At 66.9% G+C, this 22,188-nt stretch carries 20 protein-coding genes; 13 read left to right on the forward strand and 7 right to left on the reverse strand.

Annotated elements, in window-relative coordinates; genetic code table 11:
- Nucleotides 1-95: 95 nt before the first annotated feature.
- Nucleotides 96-1,562: an NAD-dependent succinate-semialdehyde dehydrogenase gene (locus ACOGI8_RS07290; RefSeq protein ID WP_419856204.1), complete on the forward strand. Its 1,467-nt coding sequence runs from the start codon at nt 96-98 to the stop codon at nt 1,560-1,562.
- A gap of 18 nt (nt 1,563-1,580) precedes the next feature.
- On the opposite strand, the gene ACOGI8_RS07295 is transcribed toward ACOGI8_RS07290, so the two are convergent.
- Entirely contained in the window at nt 1,581-2,375 is a 795-nt protein-coding gene (locus ACOGI8_RS07295) for a class II aldolase/adducin family protein (protein ID WP_419856205.1), read from the reverse strand.
- Nucleotides 2,376-2,510: 135 nt separating this feature from the next.
- On the opposite strand from ACOGI8_RS07295, the gene ACOGI8_RS07300 reads away from it, so the two are divergent.
- The 6 genes from ACOGI8_RS07300 to ACOGI8_RS07325 all read left to right on the forward strand — a co-directional run bounded on the left by ACOGI8_RS07300 (nt 2,511) and on the right by ACOGI8_RS07325 (nt 10,539).
- Nucleotides 2,511-4,754 carry a CoA transferase gene (locus ACOGI8_RS07300; protein ID WP_419856206.1) on the forward strand — a complete coding sequence of 748 codons (2,244 nt, stop codon included), beginning with the start codon at nt 2,511-2,513 and terminating at the stop codon, nt 4,752-4,754.
- Nucleotides 4,755-4,804: 50 nt separating this feature from the next.
- Nucleotides 4,805-7,153 (forward strand): xanthine dehydrogenase family protein molybdopterin-binding subunit, encoded by a 2,349-nt coding sequence (locus ACOGI8_RS07305; protein ID WP_419856207.1) that lies wholly within the window; start codon nt 4,805-4,807, stop codon nt 7,151-7,153.
- Between the two features lie 43 nt (nt 7,154-7,196).
- Nucleotides 7,197-8,492 (forward strand): O-acetylhomoserine aminocarboxypropyltransferase, encoded by a 1,296-nt coding sequence (locus ACOGI8_RS07310; protein ID WP_419856208.1) that lies wholly within the window; start codon nt 7,197-7,199, stop codon nt 8,490-8,492.
- Nucleotides 8,493-8,496: 4 nt separating this feature from the next.
- Nucleotides 8,497-9,327 carry an alpha/beta fold hydrolase gene (locus ACOGI8_RS07315; RefSeq protein WP_419856209.1) on the forward strand — a complete coding sequence of 277 codons (831 nt, stop codon included), beginning with the start codon at nt 8,497-8,499 and terminating at the stop codon, nt 9,325-9,327.
- Between the two features lie 196 nt (nt 9,328-9,523).
- On the forward strand, nt 9,524-10,063 hold the full coding sequence (locus tag ACOGI8_RS07320; protein ID WP_419856210.1) for an FAS1-like dehydratase domain-containing protein: 540 nt from the start codon (nt 9,524-9,526) through the stop codon (nt 10,061-10,063).
- A gap of 53 nt (nt 10,064-10,116) precedes the next feature.
- Nucleotides 10,117-10,539, forward strand: a complete 423-nt coding sequence (locus ACOGI8_RS07325; RefSeq protein WP_419856211.1) for a MaoC/PaaZ C-terminal domain-containing protein — start codon at nt 10,117-10,119, stop codon at nt 10,537-10,539.
- Between the two features lie 94 nt (nt 10,540-10,633).
- Here ACOGI8_RS07325 and ACOGI8_RS07330 read toward each other — a convergent pair whose 3' ends face one another.
- Nucleotides 10,634-11,890 carry an acyl-CoA dehydrogenase family protein gene (locus ACOGI8_RS07330; RefSeq protein WP_419856212.1) on the reverse strand — a complete coding sequence of 419 codons (1,257 nt, stop codon included), beginning with the start codon at nt 11,888-11,890 and terminating at the stop codon, nt 10,634-10,636.
- Between the two features lie 105 nt (nt 11,891-11,995).
- Here ACOGI8_RS07330 and ACOGI8_RS07335 point away from each other — a divergent pair, with 105 nt between their 5' ends.
- The 3 genes from ACOGI8_RS07335 (at nt 11,996) to ACOGI8_RS07345 (ending at nt 13,276) form a co-directional block, all read left to right on the forward strand.
- A complete protein-coding gene (locus ACOGI8_RS07335; protein ID WP_419856213.1) occupies nt 11,996-12,340 on the forward strand; it encodes a type II toxin-antitoxin system RelE/ParE family toxin in 345 nt (114 codons plus the stop codon).
- Entirely contained in the window at nt 12,337-12,639 is a 303-nt protein-coding gene (locus ACOGI8_RS07340) for a helix-turn-helix domain-containing protein (protein ID WP_419856214.1), read from the forward strand. The genes ACOGI8_RS07335 and ACOGI8_RS07340 overlap by 4 nt, the downstream gene beginning before the upstream one ends.
- An 88-nt stretch (nt 12,640-12,727) precedes the next feature.
- On the forward strand, nt 12,728-13,276 hold the full coding sequence (locus ACOGI8_RS07345) for a DsbA family oxidoreductase (protein WP_419856215.1): 549 nt from the start codon (nt 12,728-12,730) through the stop codon (nt 13,274-13,276).
- Between the two features lie 42 nt (nt 13,277-13,318).
- Here the strand turns inward: ACOGI8_RS07345 and ACOGI8_RS07350 are convergent, their stop codons facing one another.
- From ACOGI8_RS07350 to ACOGI8_RS07360, 3 genes are all read right to left on the reverse strand, one after another.
- Nucleotides 13,319-13,762 carry a rhodanese-like domain-containing protein gene (locus tag ACOGI8_RS07350; RefSeq protein ID WP_419856216.1) on the reverse strand — a complete coding sequence of 148 codons (444 nt, stop codon included), beginning with the start codon at nt 13,760-13,762 and terminating at the stop codon, nt 13,319-13,321.
- Between the two features lie 160 nt (nt 13,763-13,922).
- Nucleotides 13,923-14,156: a hypothetical protein gene (locus ACOGI8_RS07355; RefSeq protein ID WP_419856217.1), complete on the reverse strand. Its 234-nt coding sequence runs from the start codon at nt 14,154-14,156 to the stop codon at nt 13,923-13,925.
- Between the two features lie 483 nt (nt 14,157-14,639).
- Complete coding sequence (locus ACOGI8_RS07360; protein ID WP_419856218.1) at nt 14,640-15,050, reverse strand: VOC family protein; 411 nt, start codon at nt 15,048-15,050, stop codon at nt 14,640-14,642.
- Between the two features lie 241 nt (nt 15,051-15,291).
- On the opposite strand from ACOGI8_RS07360, the gene ACOGI8_RS07365 reads away from it, so the two are divergent.
- Nucleotides 15,292-17,037: a DUF262 domain-containing protein gene (locus ACOGI8_RS07365; RefSeq protein WP_419856219.1), complete on the forward strand. Its 1,746-nt coding sequence runs from the start codon at nt 15,292-15,294 to the stop codon at nt 17,035-17,037.
- A gap of 27 nt (nt 17,038-17,064) precedes the next feature.
- On the opposite strand, the gene ACOGI8_RS07370 is transcribed toward ACOGI8_RS07365, so the two are convergent.
- Nucleotides 17,065-17,832 carry a DUF169 domain-containing protein gene (locus ACOGI8_RS07370; RefSeq protein ID WP_419856380.1) on the reverse strand — a complete coding sequence of 256 codons (768 nt, stop codon included), beginning with the start codon at nt 17,830-17,832 and terminating at the stop codon, nt 17,065-17,067.
- 195 nt (nt 17,833-18,027) lie between these two features.
- Between ACOGI8_RS07370 and ACOGI8_RS07375 the strand changes: the two genes are divergently transcribed.
- On the forward strand, nt 18,028-18,810 hold the full coding sequence (locus ACOGI8_RS07375) for an enoyl-CoA hydratase/isomerase family protein (protein ID WP_419856220.1): 783 nt from the start codon (nt 18,028-18,030) through the stop codon (nt 18,808-18,810).
- Nucleotides 18,811-18,880: 70 nt separating this feature from the next.
- Here ACOGI8_RS07375 and ACOGI8_RS07380 read toward each other — a convergent pair whose 3' ends face one another.
- On the reverse strand, nt 18,881-21,079 hold the full coding sequence (locus tag ACOGI8_RS07380) for a beta-propeller domain-containing protein (protein WP_419856221.1): 2,199 nt from the start codon (nt 21,077-21,079) through the stop codon (nt 18,881-18,883).
- A gap of 115 nt (nt 21,080-21,194) precedes the next feature.
- Here ACOGI8_RS07380 and ACOGI8_RS07385 point away from each other — a divergent pair, with 115 nt between their 5' ends.
- The gene (locus ACOGI8_RS07385) at nt 21,195-22,118 is read left to right on the forward strand and encodes a TIGR01777 family oxidoreductase (RefSeq protein ID WP_419856222.1); all 924 of its coding nucleotides are present in this window, start codon (nt 21,195-21,197) and stop codon (nt 22,116-22,118) included.
- The last annotated feature ends 70 nt before the right edge of the window (nt 22,119-22,188 follow it).

Genomic DNA, 22,188 nt, shown 5'->3' on the forward strand with positions numbered 1-22,188 from the left:
CGGTTGTTGCGGCACTGCGAGCGATCCATCGGTTGAGCGGCAACCCCGCGGTAGTGCCGAAGCGTGAATGGTCGCAGGGTCGAGGCCCGGTTGCGATGGCGCGCAGCGACCGGTCGATTTGCGATGCTGGCGCGATGCAAACGCAGATGCTCATTGGAGGCGATTGGCGAGGCGCCGCTAGCGGCGAGCTGATCGACGTGCTCGATCCTGCCACCGGCGACGTTGCCGCTGGCGTCGCAGCAGGCACACCAGCCGATGCAGTGGCCGCGTGCGACGCGGCTGCTGCAGCGCAGCCTGGGTGGGCGGCCACCGCACCGCGTGTCCGCTCGGAGATCCTGCGCGACTCCCACCGCATCCTGATCGAGCACACCGACGAACTGGCCGACCTCATCACGCTGGAGAACGGCAAGCCCCGCGCCGACGCCGTCGGCGAGGTGGCCTACGCCGCTGAGTTCTTCCGCTGGAACGCCGAGGAAGCCGTGCGCATCCACGGCTCGATCAGCGTCGCGCCCTCGGGTGCCAACCGCATCATCACCCGCCACCCGCCTGTCGGCGTCGTGGCCATGATCACGCCCTGGAACTTCCCGGCCGCCATGATCACCCGCAAGCTCGCCCCGGCACTGGCCGCCGGCAACACGGTGGCCATCAAGCCGCCTCGGGAAGCCCCGCTGACCTCGCTGCGGGTCGCCGAGCTGCTGGCTGAGGCGGGGGTGCCGCCGGGCGTCGTCAATCTCGTGCCCACGGCCAACTCGGGCGCCTGGCTCGACGCTGTCGTGGATCACCGAGCGGTGCGGATGCTGTCGTTCACCGGCTCCACCGAAGTCGGCCGGGTGCTGCTGAAGCGCTGCGCCGACCGGGTGCTCAAGGTGGTGATGGAGCTCGGCGGCAACGCGCCGTTCGTCGTGTTCGCCGACGCCGACCTCGAAGCCGCCACGTCCGGCGCCATGGTCGCCAAGATGCGCCACTCAGCCGAGACCTGCACGGCAGCCAACCGGTTCTTCGTGGAGGCACCGGTTCACGACGAGTTCGTCGAGCGGCTGGCGACGGAGATGGGCGCGATGAAGGTCGGCAACGGCAGCGATCCCGACGTCACCTGCGGCCCGATGATCAACGGCGCCTCGGTGCAGAACATCGATCGGCTGGTGCGCTCGGCAGTCGACGGGGGCGCCACCGCTGTCACCGGCGGCGCGGCCATCGACGGCCCGGGCTTCTTCTACGAGCCGACGGTGCTCGGCGGCGTGGAGCCTGGCGCGCCCATCACCCGCGAGGAGATATTCGGTCCCGTCGCACCCATCTCCAGCTTCACTGACACCGACGCCATGATCGCCGCCGCCAACGACACCGAGATGGGCCTCATCGGCTACGTGTACACGCAGGACCTGGCCAAAGGCCTGGCAGTCAGCGAGCGCATCGAGGCCGGCATGATCGGCCTCAACCGTGGTGCTGTGTCTGACCCGGCGGCTCCCTTCGGAGGCATGAAGCAGTCGGGCCTAGGCCGCGAGGGTGCCAGCGAGGGCATCTACGAATTCTGCGAGACCCAGTACATCGCCGCCGAGTGGTAAGCGGCTCGGCGCAGGCGCTCAGTCGAGGAAGCTGGGATCTCGCTCGACGACCTTGTCGTAGATCGGCTGGTAGCTGAACCAGCCGGCCAGCGGGCTGCCCGTCTGCGACGCCGTGAGCTTGGCGGACTCGTGGCGGATCGAGATCGGCGTGCCGGCGGCTTCAGCCAGCAGCTGGCTCTGGCAGGTGCGCTCCATGGTGATGAACCACCACGCAGCCTCGTCGACGGTGTTGCCGACGGTGAGCAGCCCGTGGTTCTGCAGGATCACCGCCTTGCAGCTGCCGAGCGCCTGGCCAATGCGCTTGCCTTCGGACGTGTCGAGCACCACGCCGGTGAAGTCGTCGAACAGGGCGTGGTCTTCGTAGAAGGCGCAGGCGTCCTGGGTTAGCGGGTCGAGCAGGCGGCCGAGGCTCGACCACGTCTTGCCGTACAGCGAGTGGGTGTGGGCGGCGGCGATCACGTCGGGCCGGGCCTTGTGCACTTCGCTGTGAATGGCGAAGGCCGCCTGGTTCAGCGGGTAGCGCCCCTCCACGATGTTGCCGTCGTGATCCACCAGCAGCAGGTCGGACACCTTGATCTGGCCGAAACCCACGCCGAACGGGTTGACCCAGAAATGGTCGGTCCATTCGGGGTCGCGCGCCGTGACGTGGCCGGCCACGCCCTCCTCGAAGCCGAACAGCGAGAACGCCCGGTACACCGAGGCGAGGCGCTCCTTACGGTGCTGCCGCTCGGCCTCGATCGTGTCGAACGTCGGCGCCTGCGGCATCGGGATCTCGGCGAAGGGGTCGGCGGCGGAGTCAGTAGTCGTCGTCACGAGGGCCATCGTACGACGCTCGGGCCGCCGTGACCGAGGAGCTGTGCCGCGTCTTCGCAAAGGACGCCGGGCATCGCGGTCGTGACTTCGGCCGTGATTCGGCTACTGCGACTGCACCCGCGTAGTGTCCACCCGGTGAGCAGGGACGACGCTGGTGCAGCGAGCGGCGCGCCCGTGCGGTGCCTTGGCGGCGTACGGGTGGTGGAGCTGACCACAGGCATCGCCGGGCCGTACGCGGCGCGCTTCCTGGCCGATCAGGGCGCGGAAGTGGTCAAGGTGGAGCCGCCCGGCGGCGACCCGTACCGGTCCGACCCGGGCTTCCAGGCGGTCAGCCGCAACAAGCGCTCGGCGGTGCCCGACGGCGTCGAATGGGAACGAGCCCCGCTCCCGGCCGATGTCGACGGACCGCCGGCGTCTCTGCCCGGCATCCTGCGGCCGGCGTCGTCGTCGATGGCCACGCCGCCGCTGGGTGGACTGCTCGCTGGCGCCGATGTCGTGTTCGTGCCCGACGGTCCCACCGCTGCGGCCGTTCGAAGACATGCTCCGAGCGCGGTGATCATCTCGTGCCCGACCTGGGGCGACCGGGGACCGTACGCGACCCGTGCAGGCACCCCGTCGCAGGTGGCCGCCGTGACCGGCATCGGCTGGAACCAGATCAGCTACTCCGAAGGCCCCGTCGAGTTGGTGGTGCCGCTGGCCTCATACGGGGCCGGAATGCTCGGGGCGATGGCAGCCGCAGCGGGCCTGTACGCACGGCGAGCCCACGGGTCGGCACCGACCTACACCGTTTCGGAGGTGTCCGGCTCGGGTGCCATGCAGATCGGCGACTTCGAAGTGCCCGAGATGGCCGACCTCGACCGCGACGGCTCCTGCCCGCTCGGCTCGGCCGGCCGGCTTCCCGTGTACCGGCTGTTCCGGGCCGCCGACGACCGCTGGATGTTCGTGGCCTGCGGCACCTATCCCTTCTACGTGGCGATGCTGCGAGCCCTCGGCCGCGAAGACCTGCTGGGCGATGAGCGGTTCCCGGACCCGCCGTGGGGCCTGCTCGATCTCGAGCCGCTGGCGGAGATCACGCCGATCCTCGAAGAGGCGTTCGCCCAGCGCACGCTTGCCGAGTGGCTCGAGGTCTTCGCAGTGCACGATGTGCCCTGCCAGCCGACCCAGACCCGCGACGAGTTCGTGGGCTCGGCGCTCGCGCAGGTCAACGGGCTCGACACTGTGGTTGAGCACCCCGAACTCGGGACAGTGCGCACCCCGCCCCAGCCGATGTGGATCGACGGCACCGACGAGGTTGCGTTGCAGCCAGCACCGCGCCTCGGCGAGCACACCGCCGCAGTCGAAGCCGAGCTGGAAGCCGGTGCATGGCCGGCCCAAGCGGTATCGGACCCCTGGGTGCCGGGTACCGCACCGTTGCTCGGCGTCAACGCTGTCGACCTCAGCTCGTTCATCGCCGGACCGGTCATCACCCGCCATCTGGCGATGCTCGGTGCCGAGGTCATCAAGATCGAGCAGCCCGGCGGCGATCCGTTCCGCGTGCTCGGCCCGTATTTCAACGGCTGGAACCAATCGAAGCACTCGATCTGCCTCAACCTCAAAGACGCTGCCGATCACGTCGTCATGGCGCAGCTCGTGGCCGGCGCCGACGTCATCGTGGAGAACTTCCGCCCCGGCGTCGCGGCACGCCTCGGCGTCGCCGATGAGGATCTGCGGCGCATCCGCCCCGATGCGGTGCTGGTGAAGAGCCCCGGTTACGGCCGCGACTCGTCAATGGCGGACGTGCCGGCCTTCGATCCGCTGCTGCAGGCTCTGGGCGGGATCATGGCGGCGCAGGGCGGCGATGACGAGCCGGTGTTCCTGACGGTGCCGGTGCACGACGCCGCCACGCCGATGATCGCCGCGTTCGGCGTGCTGTGCTCGCTGTACCGGCGGCAGGCCGACGGCCACGGAAGGACGGTGCGCACGTCTCTCACCCAGACGGTCATGGCAGCACAGGCAGCCGAGTTCGTGCAGTACGAAGGGCGGCCGCCTGCCGAGATGGGCGGCATGGACTACCGGGGCGCCGGCCCCGAGCGCACCTACCTCGAGGTGCCCGATGCCGACGGTCCCGAGTGGGTCTGGCGCCAGACGACACCCGAGGGCACCAGCGACCTGCCGGTCGAGCGGCGCGGCTTCGTGGGGTCCGCAGTCGCCGTCGATAACAGCCACGTCGTCGACCTGCCCGAGACCGAGTGGGGCCCGATGATCCAGCTCGGCTCCCTCGTCGGCGGCATCGACGTGACAATGCGCCGAGCCCCCTACCTGGACGAGCACCGAGCAGAGATCACCGCCGAGCTCGCCACGCCCGGGGACTCCGGCACGCAGCCTGCGGCAGCCGACTGAAGGTTCCGACTCGGCTCGAACAGCGGAATCTGCGTCACTACGGTGAGCCCATGGCCATGGCGCGACTTGCCTCCGAGGATCTGCCGATGCTGCGCGGCACGGCAGCCTTCACCGCCGATCTGCCGTTGCCCGAGGGCTGCTTGCACGCAGCGTTCGTGCGCTCGACGGTGGCCCACGGCGACCTGCGCAGCGTCGATCTGCGCGAGGCCGAGCAGGCGCCAGGCGTCGTCGCCGTCTTCGAAGCGGCTGGGCTGGGGTTGGAGCCGCTGGAGTACTACCGGGCCACCACGCTCGGCGGCCAGATGGCCCGGCCGCTGCTGGCCACCGAGCGCGTCCGGTTCGTCGGTGAGCCGATTGCCGTCGTGCTGGCCGACTCGCCCAGCCACGCGCTCGACGCCGCCGAACTGGTCGCTGTCGAGACAGACGATCTGCCGGCGGTCGTCGACGCCGAGCAGGCTGCAGCCGGCGACGTGCTGCTGTTCCCCGATGCGGGAACGAACGTAGTGCGGCCGCTGGATCCGCCCGACGGCGGCGGCTTCCTGTCACCGCCCACCGAACTTGACGATGCAGCTGCACCTCCTGCCGAACCCGGTGAGGATCCCTGCGACGGCGCGCAGTGTGTCGTGGAGCTGGTCTGCGAGAACGACCGGCTCACCTCGCTGCCAATCGAGCCGTGCGCCATCGTCGCGACGCCCTTCGAGCTGCTCCGGGGCACGCCGCTGGCGCAGGGTGCTTCGTCTGACTGCGAACTGGACATCTGGAGCACCGGCCAGGGCGTGCACAGCGCGCCGTACCTGTACCGGCGTTTGCTGGGCATCCCGGTCACCGCGGTGCGGCTCCGCGAACCGCAGGTCGGCGGCGGGTTCGGCGGCCGGGGCGACCCCATGCCGGAGTTCTTCGTGGTGGCCCGGGCCGCCCAGCTGCTCGAACGCCCGGTTCGCTGGGTGCAGAGCCGCCAGGAGCAGTTCGTCTCCATGCCCTACGGGCGGGGCCAGCGGCACCGCATCCGGATGGGTTTCGACCCCGACGGCCGCATCGTCGGGATCGACGTGGTCATGTGGTGCGACGCCGGTGCGTACCCGCACATGGCACCGATGCTGACCGCGGCCAGCTACCGCCAGAGCACCGGCCTGTACCGCGTGCCGCGGCTGCGCTACCGCATCAGCTCCGCGGTCACGAACGCCCCGCCCACCGGTGCCTACCGCGGCGCCGGCCAGCCCGAGGTGAACGCAGCGCTCGAACGGGCCATCGACGCCGGCGCCCGCAGGCTCGGCCTAGATCCTGCCGACGTTCGCCGCCGGAACCTCTTGCGTGCTGACGAGCTGCCGTTCGACACGGGCACCGGCATCGTGCTCGACAGCGGCGACCCGCATCGCGCGCTCGATGCTGCCCAGGAGCTCATCGACGCCGAACGCTGGCAGGCGCTGGCAGTCGAGCGCCGAGCAGCCGGCGGTCGCTCGGCACTGATCGGGATCGGGTACGGCTGCTACAGCCAGAGCGCAGGCAGCGGCGACGATCCTGACTACGCCTCGCTGGAGCTGGGCACCGACGGGAGCGTGCTGGTCACTTGCGGCAGTCACGGCCACGGCCAGGGTCATCACAGCCTGTGGGCCCAGATCACCAGCGCCCGGGTCGGGATCGCCGAAGGCGCCGTACGGGTGAACGACGCCGATTCGGTGACGTCGTCCTACGGCGGGGTGACCGGCGGTTCGCGCACCGCGACGGTGCTGGGCAGCCAGATCGCCGAAGCCGCGACCGAGCTGCGTACCCGCATCTGCGAAGTGGCGGGAGAACTGCTTGAGGCCAGCCCCGCAGACATCAGCCTCACCCCCGACGGTGCGCACGTAGCCGGCGTGCCGTCCCGGCTGACGAGCTGGACCGACATTGCCGCAGCCGCACCGGAGGGAATCAGCGCCACCGTCACCGAGCGCAGCGCCGAGGTGACCCATCCCTACGGCACCCACGCCGCGGTCGTCGAGGTCGATGCGGAGACAGGCCGTGTCGAGCTGCTGGCGTTCGCCGCGGTGGACGACTGCGGGCGGATGCTGTCGGAGGCATCTGTCGAGGGCCAGCAGCACGGCGGCGCGGTTGCCGGCATTTCCCAAGCGCTGATGGAGGCAGGGCAGTGGGACGCCGACGGCACCCCCCGCACCACCACGCTCGTCGACTATCTGATCCCTGCCGCAGCCGATGTGCCCTCCATCGACACTGCCCGGCTCGGCACGCCGACCGAGCGCAACGAGCTCGGTACCCGCGGCATCGGTGAGAACGGGGCCATCGCCGCCCCACCCGCCGTGCAGAACGCCGTCATCGACGCGGTCGCCCACCTCGGCGTCACCCACATCGACATCCCGCTCACACCCCAGCGCGTCTGGGAAGCGATTCGAGCCGCTCAATAGCAAAGCAGTGCTTGAATGCAGGCAAGCGACCCCGGAGGCACCCATGGTCGAGCCGGATTTCCTGCACTTCGATACGCTGGCGCTGCACGCCGGCCAGCGGCCCGACCCGACCACCGGGGCGCGAGCCGTGCCGATCTACCAGACCACATCGTTCAGTTTCACCGACACCGAGCAGGCGGCCAGCCTGTTCAACCTCGAGATCCCCGGCCACATCTACAGCCGCATCTCCAATCCCACCGTTGCCGTGCTCGAGGAGCGGATCGCCGCGCTCGAGGGCGGCGTCGGCGCGGTCTGCACGGCCAGCGGCATGGCGGCGTTCCACCTGGCATGCGCCACGATCGCCTCAGCGGGCGACCACATCGTGGCCAGCCGCAACATCTACGGCGGCACCCACAACATCCTGAGCCTGACGCTGCCCCGCTTCGGCATCACCACGACATTCGTCGATCCCCGCGATCTCGACGCGTGGCGCAATGCCATCCAGCCCAACACCAAGGTGCTGTTCGCCGAAACGCTGGGCAACCCCAACATCGAGGTGCTCGACGTGCCGGCCGTCGCCGCGGTGGCCCACGAGGCCGACCTGCCGCTGATGCTCGACGCCACGTTCACCACGCCGCACCTGATGCGGCCCATCGAGCTGGGTGCAGACATCGTGATGCACAGCGCCACCAAGTTCCTCGGCGGCCACGGCGTGGCTATCGGCGGCGTCGTGGTGGACGGCGGGCGCTTCGACTGGGCCGCGTCGGGCAAGTTCCCGACGCTCAGCGAGCCTTATGCGGGCTACCACGGCATCGCCTTCACCGACGAGTACGGGCCGCAGGCGCTTTCGATGCGGGCCCGAGCTGAGGGGCTGCGCGACTTCGGCGCCGCCATGAGCCCGGCGGTGGCGTTCCACCTGCTGCAGGGCGTCGAGACCCTCCCGCTGCGCATGGACCGCCATGTCGCCAACACCGAGGCCGTGATCGAGTTCCTCACCTCTCACGATGCCGTGAGCTGGGTGAGCCACCCGTCGGTGCCGTCGCACCCCGACCACGAGCTGGCCAAGCGGCTGCTGCCGCGGGGCGCCGGCGCGATCCTGAGCTTCGGCGTCGAAGGCGGGCGCGAGGCCGGGCGGCGGTTCATCGAAGCAGTGCGGCTGGCGTCGCATCTGGCCAACGTGGGCGACGCCAAGACGCTCGTGATCCATCCCGCCAGCACCACCCACCAGCAGATGAGCGCTGAGGATCTGGTCGCCGCCGGCGTCGGCGAGGACCTGGTGCGGCTGTCGGTGGGCCTCGAGCACCCGGGCGACATCATCTCGGACCTGTCCCGCGCCCTGCGGGCATCGCAGAAGGGCTGAACCGATGACAGCGACCGAGACGTTTTCGCTTGATGTCCGTGACCATGCCGTCGGTGTGGCCGCCGGGGGAGTGGTGCCCGATGCGGCGTCGGCGGCCGAGGCGCCGGTGGTGCTGCTCGTGCACGGCGCAGGCATGAACCGCACGGTGTGGCAGCTGCAGACCCGCTGGCTGGCGCACCACGGCTACACACCGCTCGCCATCGACTTGCCGGGTCACGGCAACAGCGAGGGCGAGCCGCTCGGATCGGTGGCCGAGATGGCCGACTGGCTCGGCGACGCCATCACCGCCGTGGGGGAGCGGCTGGATTGCGCCCAGGTGCGTCTTGTCGGCCATTCGATGGGGTCGCTGGTCTGCACCGAGACGGCGGCCGCCGACGGTGATCGCATTGCTCGCCTGGTGCTGATGGGCACCGCAGCGGGAATGCCTGTGCATCCGGCGCTGCTGGGCGCTGCGGAGAAGAACGAGCTGCTGGCACCGGAGCTCATGACCGCATGGGGACACGGCAACCGGGCGCATGTCGCCACCAACCCCACGCCCGGGCTGTGGATGCTCGGCGGCAGCGTGGCCCTGCTGGAACGAGCCGACGACGGCGTGATCCACGCCGACCTGTCTGCCTGCGCGGCCTACGAGGCCGGTGATGTCGCCGCCCGGGTCAAGTGCCCGGTGACGGTGATCGTGGGCAGCGAGGACAAGATGACCCCGCCGCGGGCTGCAGCGCCACTGATCGCCGATTTCGCCGACTGCGATGTGATCCATCTCGCCGGGGCTGGCCACATGATGATGAACGAGGATCCCGCCGCGGTGCGCCGAGCGCTGGCCGCTGCCCTCGCCTGACGGCAGCCGGAATCGACGAACTTCGGGAGTGCGGCGCCCTGCGGCGCTCGTTGCCGTGCTCGTCGCTGCGGCATCTGCGGTTCGCGCTGTGCATGCCGTGCGCGCTTCGCGCGGTGCTGTTTGTGCGCGGCCCTCGCACGGCTGCCATCATGTGCCGGCGGCAATGTGACACGACCTGCCGCAGAAGGAGCCGGACATGGCAGTCGAGCGATTTCCCGTCGAGGCCTCGCACATCCTGATGTTCGCGAGGTCGATCGGCGACACGAACCCGATCTACAGTGACCCGGCGTACGCCGCCGGCACCGAGGTCGGCTCGATCATCGCGCCGCCGACGTTCGCGCAGTCGAGCGCGCAATTCGACCCCGACTACTTCCTGCGCCCCAAGCCCGACAAGAAGTGGTTCGGCAGCGGCCGCACCGCCTCGGGCACCCTGGTGCGCGACCTGTCCGAATCCGACGGCGACGACGTCGCCGACGAGCGTGAGGACGACAAGCAGTCCGGCGCCGCGGCAGGCGGCCTGCACGCCGAGCAGCATTTCACCTATCACCGGCATCTGAAGCCCGGCGACGTGCTGCACACGGTCACCTACGACGGCGAGCGCTGGGAGAAGCAGTCCAAGCGGGCAGGCATCCTCAAGTTCTCCGAGGCCGTCACCGAGTACCGCGACGAGGACGACGAGCTGGTCATCACGGCCAAGGGCGTCGGCGTCGTCACCGAGAAGGTCATTGACAACTAGCGGTTCGCCAAGGCCACGAACGCAGCACTCACCACCCAGGAAGGCACACAGACATGGCACTCAGCGCATCGCAGCTCAACGTCGGCGACAGCTACTCCGAGCAGATCGTCGACGACCTCACCCGCACCCAGATCGTCCAGTACGCCGGCGCGTCAGGCGACTACAACCCGGTCCACACCGATGAGAAGTTCGTCACCGAGGTGGCCGGCTACCCGACGGTGTTTGCCCACGGCATGCTCACCATGGGCATGACCGGGCGCATGGTCACCAACTACGTCGGCGACGGCCGCCTCACCTATTACGGCGTGCGGTTCACCAGCCAGGTGTGGCCCGGTGACACGCTCACCGCCAAGGCCGAGGTTGCCGACATCCGTGACGAGGACGGCCAGAAGCTGGTCGATCTCACCATCACCACCACCAACCAAGACGACCGGCCAGTCCTCACCGGCCAAGCCACGGCCCGCCTCGACGACTGAGCGGCGCTAGCCCTTCGCCCATTGGGCGCCGTGTTGGCTCTTCGCCCGTCGGACGCGGTGCAAGCCGCTAGCCCTTCGCCCTTCCGGAGCGGCGTTAACCCTTGGCGCGGCCGGCGAAGCCGAACAGCTTGCCGGCGACCTTGCGGATCTGGATCTCCTCTGAGCCCTCGGTGATCCGGTAGCGGCGGTGGTGCCGGTAGATGTGCTCGAAGGGCATGTGGCGGCCGTAGCCGTTGCCGCCGCAGCTCTGCATGGCCCGATCTGCCGCGTCACAGCAGAACCGGTTGCCCCGGTAGTTGCACATGGCCACCTTGTCGGTGATCTCCATGTGATCGACGCCCTCGTCCATCTCCCAGGCGGTCTTCCAGATGAGCGCCCGCACCATCTCGGCCTCGGTGTACAGCTCCGCCAGCGGGAACTGGATGGCCTGATTCTGCGCCAGCGGCTTGCCGAACGTGGTGCGGTTCTTCACATAGTCGACCGCCACGTCGATGCAGTGCAGGCCGGCGCCGACCGATGACGCCGCTTGGCGGATCCGGTTCTCGTGCACGAAGAGCTGCGCTGTCTGCAGGCCCCGGCCCTCGGTGCCCAGGATGTCGTCGTTGCTCACCCGCACGTCGGTCAGCCGCACATGGGCGTGGTCGGTGGGCATGTTGAAGGTCCACATGAACTTCTCGACTGCGAAGCCGGGCGTGTCGACCGGCACGATGAAGCAGGTGATGCCGTGCCCCTCGCCGGGGTTCCCCGAGGTGCGGGCGAAGATGTAGTCGTGGGTGGCGTGGTGGAGCCCGGTGTTCCAGTATTTCTCGCCGTTGATCACCCACTCGTCGCCGTCGCGCACGGCGGTGGTCTCCATCCAGGTGGCATCGGAGCCGTGCAGCGGCTCGGTGAGGCCGAAGCCGATGCGCGCCTGGCCCTCCAGCATCTTGGGGATCCAGTACTCCTGCTGGGCCGGTGAGCCGTAGCGCTCCATCATCAGCACGGTCGGGAAGTTGCCGATGATCGAGTTCTCGTTCTGCAGGTCGTTGTGCAGCCCGAGGCCGCGGCGGGCCAGGTGCTCGCGGATGATCGCCATGCCCAGGTTGGTGCCGTTGCTGCCGCCGAAGCGCTCGGGCAGGTGCCAGCGCAGGAAGCCCGCCGAGTCGGCCTCCTTTCGCATGCGGACCAGCAGGGCTTCCCATTCCGCATTGGGCAAGCCGTCGCGCTCCCAGTCGGTGCGCGAGTCCTCCCGCCGGTGGTCAAAAAAGCGGATGTTGTCGTCTTCGTTCTCGATGGGCTTGATGACGTCGTCGATGAACGTGTCCAGGTCGTCGAGCAGCTGGGCGATGTCGCCGGGGATGGTGAAGTCCATGCGCGGCAAGCTACCCGGCTGCCTGCGGCCCCCGCCGACCCGGCGCGCCGCCCGCGCAAAAAAACGATGTGCGCGTAACTACGCCAATGGCGTATACCATCGGCGATGGATGGACGCCTGTACACGGTCGTAGAAACACCTACGTATCTTGCGGACGCCACGGCATTTCTGTCTGAGACGGAGCGTGAAGAAATTGTCAACCGTGTGGCTGCCAACCCGACTGAGGGGGTTTCGCTCGGAGGGGGCATCCGCAAGATGCGCGTCAAACTGCCAGGACGCGGTAGGCGAGGTGGCGCCCGGATCGTGTTCCTGTTTGGAGGCGACCAGATGCCGATCATCCTGCTAGCTGCGTTTAGGAAGAATGAGAAGGCCGGCCTCACGCCCAAGGAACGTCAAGCACTCGTCGACATCGGCAGGCGCCTGTCTGCTGGCGATGGGGGGCTGAAATGAAGTCAGCATTTGACAAGATCAAGGCTGGCCTCCGTGACGCTGAGGCGTATCTGGACGGCGAGCGAAGCGGTTTCGTGACTCACGAGGTGGTGGTCGCCGAGCCAGATGTCAGAGCGATCCGTGCCAGAACTGGGCTCTCGCAGGATGCGTTCGCTCGCAGCATCGGTGTCGCGCCGAGCACATTGAGAAACTGGGAGCAGGGACGCCGTCGCCCCCAGGGGCCCGCTCGCGTGCTCTTGGCACTGCTTGACCAGCAGCCCGGGATTATTCAGGAACGGCTCGGCGCCGTGCGGCGCTAGCGGTCTGGGCGTGGACGCGCGGGAGGATGCAACAGCAATGAAGATGTCGGTGTTGGTGTGGTCGGATTACCTGTGACCGTGGTGCCACTTGGCACGGGCCCGGGCGGTCCGCCTGGCTGAACGGCACGATCTCGACATCACCTGGCTGGCGTACGAGATCCATCCCGAGGTGCCGCTCGAGGGCGTCGAGGTTCGCATGAGCTTCGAGCGAATTGCCTCGTTGGCCGAGGCTGAGGGCATCACGTTTGTGGTGCCCAAGCGCCTGCGCAACAGCGCCAAAGCGCACCAAGCTGCGCTGGCAGTCGAGCATGCCGACTCCGACGCTGCCGAGCGCTACCACGACCGGTTGTACGCGGCCTACTGGGAAGACGAGCTCGACGTCGCCGATCCTGACGTGCTGGTCACCCTGGCGGCAGACGTGGCCATCGACCCAGACGTGCTGCGGCGCGTGGTCGCCAACGACGAGCTGCTGCCAGCGCTGCGGGCGTCGATGGCTCGAGCGAACGAGTGGGGGATCAGCGCGACACCCAGCTGGCTGTTCGACGGTCGCCTCGTGATCCCCGGAGCGCAAGACGACGACTTCATGGCGGATGTGATCACCCGGCTGCGCGAGCGACCCGCGCCGCCCACCGGTTGAAACTGCTTCGACGGCCTCGATGCCGAGTGGGGCGCTGCGCTGCTAGGCGCCGTGTCGGCCGCCGGCATCCGGCGGCGGCGCTACGGGCAAGCCGTGCCCGATCCAGCCCTCGATGCCGCCGTCCAGATCGGTGGCCCGTGCGAAACCCAGCTGCTGCAGTTGGGCCGCGGCGAGGCTCGAGCTGTAGCCCTGGTTGCAGACGATGACCAGATGGTCGTCGAGATCCGCCGCGGTTCCCTCCGACGCGCCCGAGTCCGGGTCGAGGCGCCACTCCAGCACCAGCTGCCCGATGTGCTCGGAGCCCTCGATGACACCGGTCCTCTCCCTGTCATCTCGTGGCCGTATGTCGATGACACGCAGTTGCGGCTCGCCGTCGCCGCTCCCGGCACCCATCAGCTCGGCTAGCTCAGCAGGAGCGACACGCTCCAGTCCCGAGCGCGCCTCGTCCAGCAGTTGGTTGATCGTCTTGCGCTGAGGTTCAGGCACTGCTCAAAGTTCCCCATGCCGTTCTGCCAGCGATCCTAAGACGCACTGCCGCGCCCCAAGGCCCGCCGGTCCGCCGTCGATGTACAGCTGCGTTCCTGACAAGCGCATTGTTGCTGGGGCCTTTGGGCCTGGCCAGGGCGGTTTGTGCCTTGTCTGCGCCTTACAGAGAGCCAAAGAGGCGCCGTCGCTCGCGATCTCGGCAACCGGCCTTCCACCCTTCGACGTAATCGTGAATGTTGTCAGTCACGATCCCATTCTCATCCTTGGAGAATGCCGACTCGGGATTGCTGGCCCACATCACATGGCCTTCAACCGGAGGGCCAAACGCGCCGTCCCCGTAGCCGTCCTGAAACGCTGCCTGCCGCTGCACCAGAGCGTCCGCTTCTTCGCTCATCTCATCTCTCGCTTTGTGCGTCTGAGACGAACGCTAACTAGGTCAAACCGTTCTGAGCGTTCCACACTGAGCGCAGTACGGCTTCTTGTTCATGGCCCAGAGCCACCACGTCAGCGCTACCTTGCGCCCGCGGGAGTGCCTGAACTTCACTGCCGTCGATCCGCAGATAGGGCAAGGCGTGACTGCCGCTGTCACCTTGCCCTTCACGGCTGCGCTCTCCCTCCTTCGTTCTTGCTCGCGCTCTCTTCGTCCGGCCTGCGCAGTCCTCCTTGACCGCAACACCAAGAAGAGCACTACGAAGAGCGCGACCATCACGAACGGCAACGCCTGAAGCCAGAAGTCGGCCCAAGGGTCTGACATGGCGGTGTCCTCTTAGCGGAAGTCGGGTTCTGTGCCTTCAGGTACCGGGCCGACCACAGGAGGGAACCAAGTTTCTCGATCCCGCATCGTAGTTAGACAGCACCGTAACGCCGATGTCTGAAGTCAGGCCGGGTTGTCGATGAACTCCACCCAGTTGCCGTCCGGGTCTTCCACCATGCCGACCACCACGCCTGGCCGCGCTTCGAGCCGTCGCCAGATGATGTTGGCCCCGGCATCCTCGCAGGCGGTCATGACTTCCTCGAAGTTGCCCACGTTGAACGTGAAGTAGCGCAGCCCGGTGGCACCGGTTATGCCGCCCGTGGCCCCCGTCGGCACGTCGGCCACGGGCACCACCAGCTTGAGCAAGCTCTTGTCTGCCCACAGCCGGTGCATCTGGGCGATGCCCACCTGCTCCATGTTGAGCGTCGCCTCGAATTTCAGTCCGAGCACGTCGCGGTAGAACGCGAGCATCTCGTCGCCGTTGGTGGTGACGATGCCGAGGTCGAAGCCCTCCTTGGTCGGTTGCAGTGCCACGTTGTCTCGCTCTCGTCGGGCTGTGATCTCAGGCAGTGAGCGTAGGGCATGCAACCCCGTTAGGCGAAATGGCAAGACTCGCTGTGACAGTGCATCGTCGCCGTCAATGAGAGTCCGGCCGTCCCTGGTCGTGCCCACGAACGCTCGGCGCTGCTAGGCGCACCACATCGATCGCTGGAGCCCATGATCGCTACGCTCAACTGCTTGCACGCGAGCTTCAGCAGGCGCCGGGGGATGTGAAGTGTTCCAAACAGGGCAAACGATCAAGAAGACACTGGAAGAGATACATCGGCACGATTTGGTACTACCGGCCATTCAGCGGGAATTTGTTTGGCAGCCGGAGCAGATCTGCCGACTCTTTGACAGTCTCATGCAGGGCTATCCATTTGGCACTTTTCTATACTGGAGAGTTGAACCAGATAACTGTAGTAAGTTTCGGTTCTTCGACTTCGTCCGTGACTATCACCAACGCGACAATCCACATTGCCCTCCACTGCCCGAGCAGCACAACCGTCGACTGACAGCCGTGCTGGATGGCCAACAACGTCTTACTGCTCTGAATATCGGACTGCATGGCTCGATGGCCACCAAACAACCCCGCTTATGGTGGAACAATCCCCTCGCATTTCCCAAGACGAGGCTCCACATCGATCTGCTATGGCAACCTGATGACGACGAGGAAGTCGGAGTCAACTATCGCTTCAGTTTCCTTACCGACCGTCAGGCCGGATCCGGCCGAACTCGAGCGTGTTGGTTTCGCGTGGGCGAAATTTTGTCTATCGCAGACCCTGGACCCGCAATGACAGCGTGGCTAGTGGATCGCGTATCCCCAGATGAACTGCCGCGTGCGCATAGCGTGCTGTTTCAACTCTATCAGGTGGTACACAGCAATCCTCTAATCGCCTATTACGAGGAAACTGACCAAGATCTGGACAAGGCGCTTCAGATTTTCATACGGATGAATGACGGTGGGACTCCACTGTCGTTCTCTGATTTGTTATTGTCCATCGCTGTTGCCCAATGGAAACGCCATGATGCTCGACAGGAAATTCATGACTTAGTAGATGAACTCAACCAAATTGGCACTGGATTCCGCTTTTCCAAAGACTTCGTCCTCAAAGCGGGCCTGATGCTCAGCGATGTTGGAAGCCTCCGATTTCAAGTCAACAATTTCAATCGATCGAACATGGCTACATTCGAAGATTCCTGGAATCAGATCAAGTCCTCACTTGCTCTAACGATTCAGCTGGCTGAATCATTCGGGTTCAACGGGCAGAATCTAGCGTCGCATAACTCACTCCTGCCTATTGCGTACTACCTGCACCGCAAAGACGGTGCCGATGCATTTCTAACTCATGGTAGTTTCGCTGCCGATCGCACGGCAATCCGTGAATGGCTCATGAGAAGCTTGCTCAAGGCAGGGATATGGGGCAGCGCGGTTGACACTCTATTGGCGCAACTACGAAACGTTATCAGAGATTCGAGCGATGCCTCGTTTCCGGTTGCAGACCTGGAATCTGCTATGGCTTCGCTTGGCAAATCACTGACATTCGTCGATGAAGAAATCGAGGATCTTGCCGATGTTCGCTATAGTGATCGGCTCACGTTCGCCTTACTCTCGCTGATCTTTCCCTTCGTGGACCTCAACGACCATTTTCACCTAGACCATGTCTTCCCGAAGCATGCATTTGGCTCACAGAATCTGAGAGATGCGGGCCTCCCTTGGGAATTACACGCAGAGTATCAGAGCAAATGCGATCGTCTTGCGAATCTCCAGCTGTTGCAGGGCCGTATCAACAGTGAGAAGGGCGCAACGATGCCCCACGAGTGGTTGGCTTCAAGGTTCGCAGCGAGCGAAGCCCGCGAGTACCGCATGCGACATTTACTCGGCGACGTACCGTCGTCGCTCGCTGAATTCGAATTGTTCTATGAGCAACGACGGGAACGGCTCAAGGAGCGCATCATCGAGGTGCTTGGCCGTCGATGACCCACAGCACCCGAGTCGGCGGCGTGGTCAGTCGTAGCTGGCGCCGAGGCCGGCGCGGGCGTCGGTCTGGATGCCGTACGGCGGGATCGGGTAGCGCAAGCCGTTTCGCGCCAGTGCCTCCATGCCCTCGACTGCCACCACCAGGTCCTCGGGCGTGAGCGCTATCAGCAGCTCGTCTTCCATCACGCCGCCGTAGCGCCGCTCGGCGAAGCAGGGCAGCGACACGCTGGGCTCGCCGGTGCGCAGTGCCCGGCCCCACGAGTCGGCGCAGGCCGATTCGCCGACGCAGCCCCATTCCAGCTTCTTGTACTCCCGCCACTGCAGGCCGTTGATGAAGATGATCATCTGCGCCGGGGTGGCGTAGATCATGCAGACATCGGGCGGGTCAAGCCGCTTCGACGACAGCGGCGAGACCACCATCGCCTCATAGGTGCCGTAGGGCACGAAATCCATAGCGTGCTGGTGCGCCGAGGCGTCTTCCAGGGTCTCGTACCACACCCCGGCCATGCGGTCGCCCGACAGCCACTTGTCGTCCTGGGGGTGCAGCCCGATGACCGCCCCGCACTGGGCGCCCACAAGGTCGTCCATGGTGATGCCGACGGTCCAATTCAGCCGGCACGCCATCCCCACGATCTGGTCGGTGGTGTGGATGGCCTTCGGGCGGCGTACCCGCGGCACTTCGTTCATCGCCTCGACCGTCTCGAAGAGCTTCATACCGATGGGTGTCGTGCGGATGCGCAGCACGGCCTGCAGCCGCGCCAGCAGCTCGTCCCAGTCGATGGACTCGGTGCGCACGTGCGCTGCGGTCTCGGTGCTTGCCTCGGCGGTGTCGGTCTGAGTCACGGCTTCCCCCTTGTCCACCGCAGCCATGAAGTTCCCGGAGTTTCCGGCTGCGGTGTTCGGGAGGTCACGCTAGTTCGGCGACCACTAGCGTGAGCCGCCGAGCGAGCAGAGACCGGGTCAGCAGATCGGGTGATCGGAGACGGGGCAATGGCAGACGGACTGAGGGTCGAGCGGGACGGGCGCGTCGGGCTGGTGATCATGGATCGCCCGCCGCACAACTTCCTGAGCTACCGCCAGGTGCACGACATTGCCGACGCCATGGTGGAACTCGAAGAGGACATGAGCATCGGCTGCGCCGTGCTGGCCGCCGAGGGCCGCTCGTTCTGTGCTGGCGCCGACTTGGGCGGCGAAGGCGTCGGCGGCGGTACCGAAGAGAAGGTCGGCGGCAGCGCCACGCTGCAGCTCTACCAAGGGTCGGGCCGGCTCTTCGATGTGACGCTGCCCATCGTCGGGGCGATTCATGGCCCCGCCATCGGCGGCGGCTTGGGCTTGGCGATGGTGCCCGACATCCGCATCACGTGCCCCGAGGCCCGGTTCTGCGCCAACTTCGCCTCGCTGGGCATCCACCAAGGCTTCGGCATGAGCGTGACGATGCCGCTGCTGCTCGGGCCTGAGCGTGCCGCGAAGGTGCTGCTGGGCGCCAAGCGGTACAAGGGCGACGAGGCGGTGGACCTGGGCTTGGCGGACGAGTGCGTGCCCGCCGATCAGGTGCGCGACCGTGCCATCGAAGTGGCACGTGAGATCGCGACCAATGCGCCGCTGGCGGTGCGGGCCATCAAGGCCACGCTTCGACTCGGTCTCGGTGACAAGGTGCGCGAGGTCACCCAGCGCGAGGCAGCCGAACAGCTGCGCCTGTCGGGCACCGAAGACGCCCGCGAGGGCATGAAGGCCGTCAGCGAACGCCGCCCCGGCAACTTCGTCGGCCGCTAGGCCGAGCAATAGGCCCTGGGCCGCTAGGCCGAGCAATAGGCCCTGGGCCGTTAGGCCGAAGGAGGGCTCGCTACAAGTCGACTCCGGCGAGGTGCGTGAGGGTGGCGAGGTCGTGGACTTCGAGCCGGCCGCGACGGCTCGCATCGAACCCCCAGCCCTTGAAGCTCAGCGTCCACAGCTCGTCGCCGATCACGATGCTGCGCACGATCCTCCGCGGCTCGTGGTTCGGCCAGCAGACCGAGATCGACTCGTCGCCCCGCAGCAGACCCAGTCTCGCGGCCTCGCCTTCGAAGGAGGGATCGTGGTAGCAGTCGAAGCCGGTCATGCCCGCCTCGCCGGGCTCGCAGGCCAGCACGCCGCTGCCGGTCTCGACGATCAGGTACTCGATGTCGGAGGAGAACTCGCTGCGTTCGGCTGACGGCAGGTCGTCGACGGTGAGCTTGCGGCAATCGGTGATGCCGGGGCGCTCGTCGGGATCAGCATGCGACACACGGCCGAACTCCTCGATGGACCGGTCCTCGACACGCAGCACCACCGCCCCGGAGAAGTCCTGCCACACCGTCACCGGCACCACAGCGAGCCGTTCTGGCGCCCACCACAGAAACGCTCGGTGGTCCCAGCCGACGTCGTGCCATCCGTCGGGTGCAGCCCACACCGACACCTCGCGGGGATCGGCGAGGTTGCTGACGTCGAACAGCGACACCTTCGCGCCGGTGATGCGCCCTTCGAGATCCGCATCGGCGCCCACGCCGAGCACGAGATCGTCGCTGATGGGATGCAGGTAGCTGGAGAACCCGGGAATCTTCAGCTCGCCGATCACGCGCGGGTCGGCCGGAACCGACAGGTCGACGGTGTAGAAGGGGTCGATCTGGCGGAACGTGACCACGTAGCCGATGTCGCCGGCGAAGCGCACCGACTGGACGTTCTCGCCCCGGCCGATGTCGCCCACGCTGCCGATCTCGACCAGCACGTCGCCCTGCTGTTCGAGCACCCGCACATGCGACTCCGACTCGTCGCCCCACGGGTTGCGCACGGTGGTGACCACCCGCAGGTAGCCCTCGTGCTCGGACAGCGAGAACTGGTTGTGGATCTCTCCTGTCACCTCGCCCGACGCCTCGTAGCTGGCGCTGCCGTCACCGGAGATGTCGAACCGGTGCAGGGCAGTGCGGCGCTCCTGCCAGGCACGCCTCCAGCCGTCCTCGTCGTCGGCGAACTGCTCGGGGTCGAACCAGCGGGTCGTCGCGACGTACAGCGAATCCACTGACGCGTACACCGTGTCGCCGGGGGCAGTGACAGCGGTCGACGACGATGGGTCGATGTCGCCGCTGACTGGCACGCTCATCACGGTGCTGATGCCGAAGCCGGAGAACACCGACGGGGCATGCACATCGGCGCAGTCGGTGAGCTGCTGCCCCCCGGCGACCTCGCCGTTGCCGGTGGCGTAGCGGGGCAGCCAGTCATCGAGCGTCGAGTTCAGCACTGCCCTGCGGTTCACCCGCTCGGCGGTGTCCTCGCCTTGGGAGCTCTGCGGGTACACGAACGAGAAGTTGTGATGCGGGTCGTAGCGCATGATGACGCGTGCGATGCCGCCGACGCTGCGAGCGCTGAGGTAGTCGCCCTCCACTCGCATGGTGTCGACGATCGACAGCCGGCCGTCGATGAGGTCGATGCGCTGCAGCACCGTCTGGGGCACGTGAAAGTCGTCGTCGAAGAAGCGCACGATCAGCAGCAGGCTGTCTCCGTCGATGAATAGCTCCGGCGACCAACCCTCGGCCACAGTGATCGTGTCGATGACCTGACGCCGAGCGACATCCACGACGACGAGCTCGCCGCCTGACAGTGTGAAGATACGGCGACCGTCGGTCTTGACGAAATCGGCCTCGTCGACACCTCGTTCCTGCACATTGGTGCCCGAGAAGTCGACGCCCTCCACCGGTGCAGTCGCAGAGAGGGCGCCGCTGTCGCCATCGGCCATTTCCTCGTCAGCCATGTCCTCGTCGAGGCCGAACCAGCCGCCGCCGCCAAAGCCCCACGGGCCGACCCGTGCTGCGTACTCAGTACGCAGGTGCTCCAGCAGTGCACCGCAGTCGTCGAAGTGCACCAGCGCAGCCGTGAGGACGATGTCGTCCTCACCGAGCACGACCACCGGCAGATCGGGATCGCCGGCGGGATCATCAGGACTGCTGCCGGGATCAGACGTCCCGGTGCACGCGGTGGCGAGCAGTACCGCGCAGGCGAGAGCGATGGGGGTCCGGTGCAAACGCCGCATGTCGTGTGTCCCCCGCCGCCGTGCCGGTCGAACCGGGATGCTGAATCATCATGATCTCATGCCAGCCCTGTGAATCGTGTTCAGGGCGGCCACTGGGCGCGACATCATGGGAGCTATGGACAGCATGCGAGTCGCGATCACCGGTATTCGAGGGCTAATCGGCGGCGCACTCGCCGCGAGTTTGCGCGCGGACGGTCACGAGGTGGTCGGCATCTCGCGACGGCCCGGCTCGGTTGATGCTTCGAGCGCCGCCGACGGGGCTGGCCAGTCGACGGTCGCGTGGGACGTGGCTGAGGGGACCATCGACGCATCTGCACTTGAGGGGCTCGACGCCATCGTCCACTTGGCGGGGGAGAGCATCGGCGGGCGGTGGACTGCTGCGCGCAAGGCAGCGATCATGTCGAGCCGCGTCGATTCCACCCGGCTGCTTGCCGGGGTCATCCGTGAGCTCGAAGTCAAGCCATCGGTGTTCGTATGCGGCTCGGCGATCGGCTTCTATGGCAACCGGGGCGACGAGGAGCTGACCGAACGGTCGCTGCCGGGCGACGGTTTCCTAGCCGACGTGTGCATGCGCTGGGAGCGCGCCGCGGTGCCGATCTCCGATGCCGGGGTGCGATTGGTGCGTATCCGCACCGGTCTCGTCGTGGGGCCCGGTGCCGAGGCCATTGAGCGGATGGCGAAGATCACGCGGCTCGGTGCCGGCGGCCCGCTGGGATCCGGTCGCCAATGGTGGAGCTGGATCAGCCTGGAAGACGAGGTGCGGGCTATCCGTCATCTCATCGACAGCGATGCCAGCGGGGCGTACAACCTGACAGCGCCCAATCCCGTCCGTCAGCGCGACTTCCAGCGTGCGCTGAGCGCGGCGCTAGGACGCCCATCGTTCCTGTCGGCACCGAAGTTCGCGATCCGAGCAGCGCTCGGCGAGATGGGCCAAGCGCTACTGCTCGACTCGACACGGGTCATGCCCGACGCCCTCACCGAGGACGGCTTCGAGTTCAGCCACCTCGACCTCGCAGGCGCTCTCGCCGCCGCTGTCTGACCGATCGCTGCGCTGGCCGATGGCCGTGAGCAGCACATCCGGTTCGTACGAGCGCTCGCGGTGTGCTCGA

The sequence above is a fragment of the Candidatus Poriferisodalis sp. genome (genome assembly GCF_965204195.1).
Classification (GTDB): Bacteria; Actinomycetota; Acidimicrobiia; order Acidimicrobiales; family Poriferisodalaceae; genus Poriferisodalis.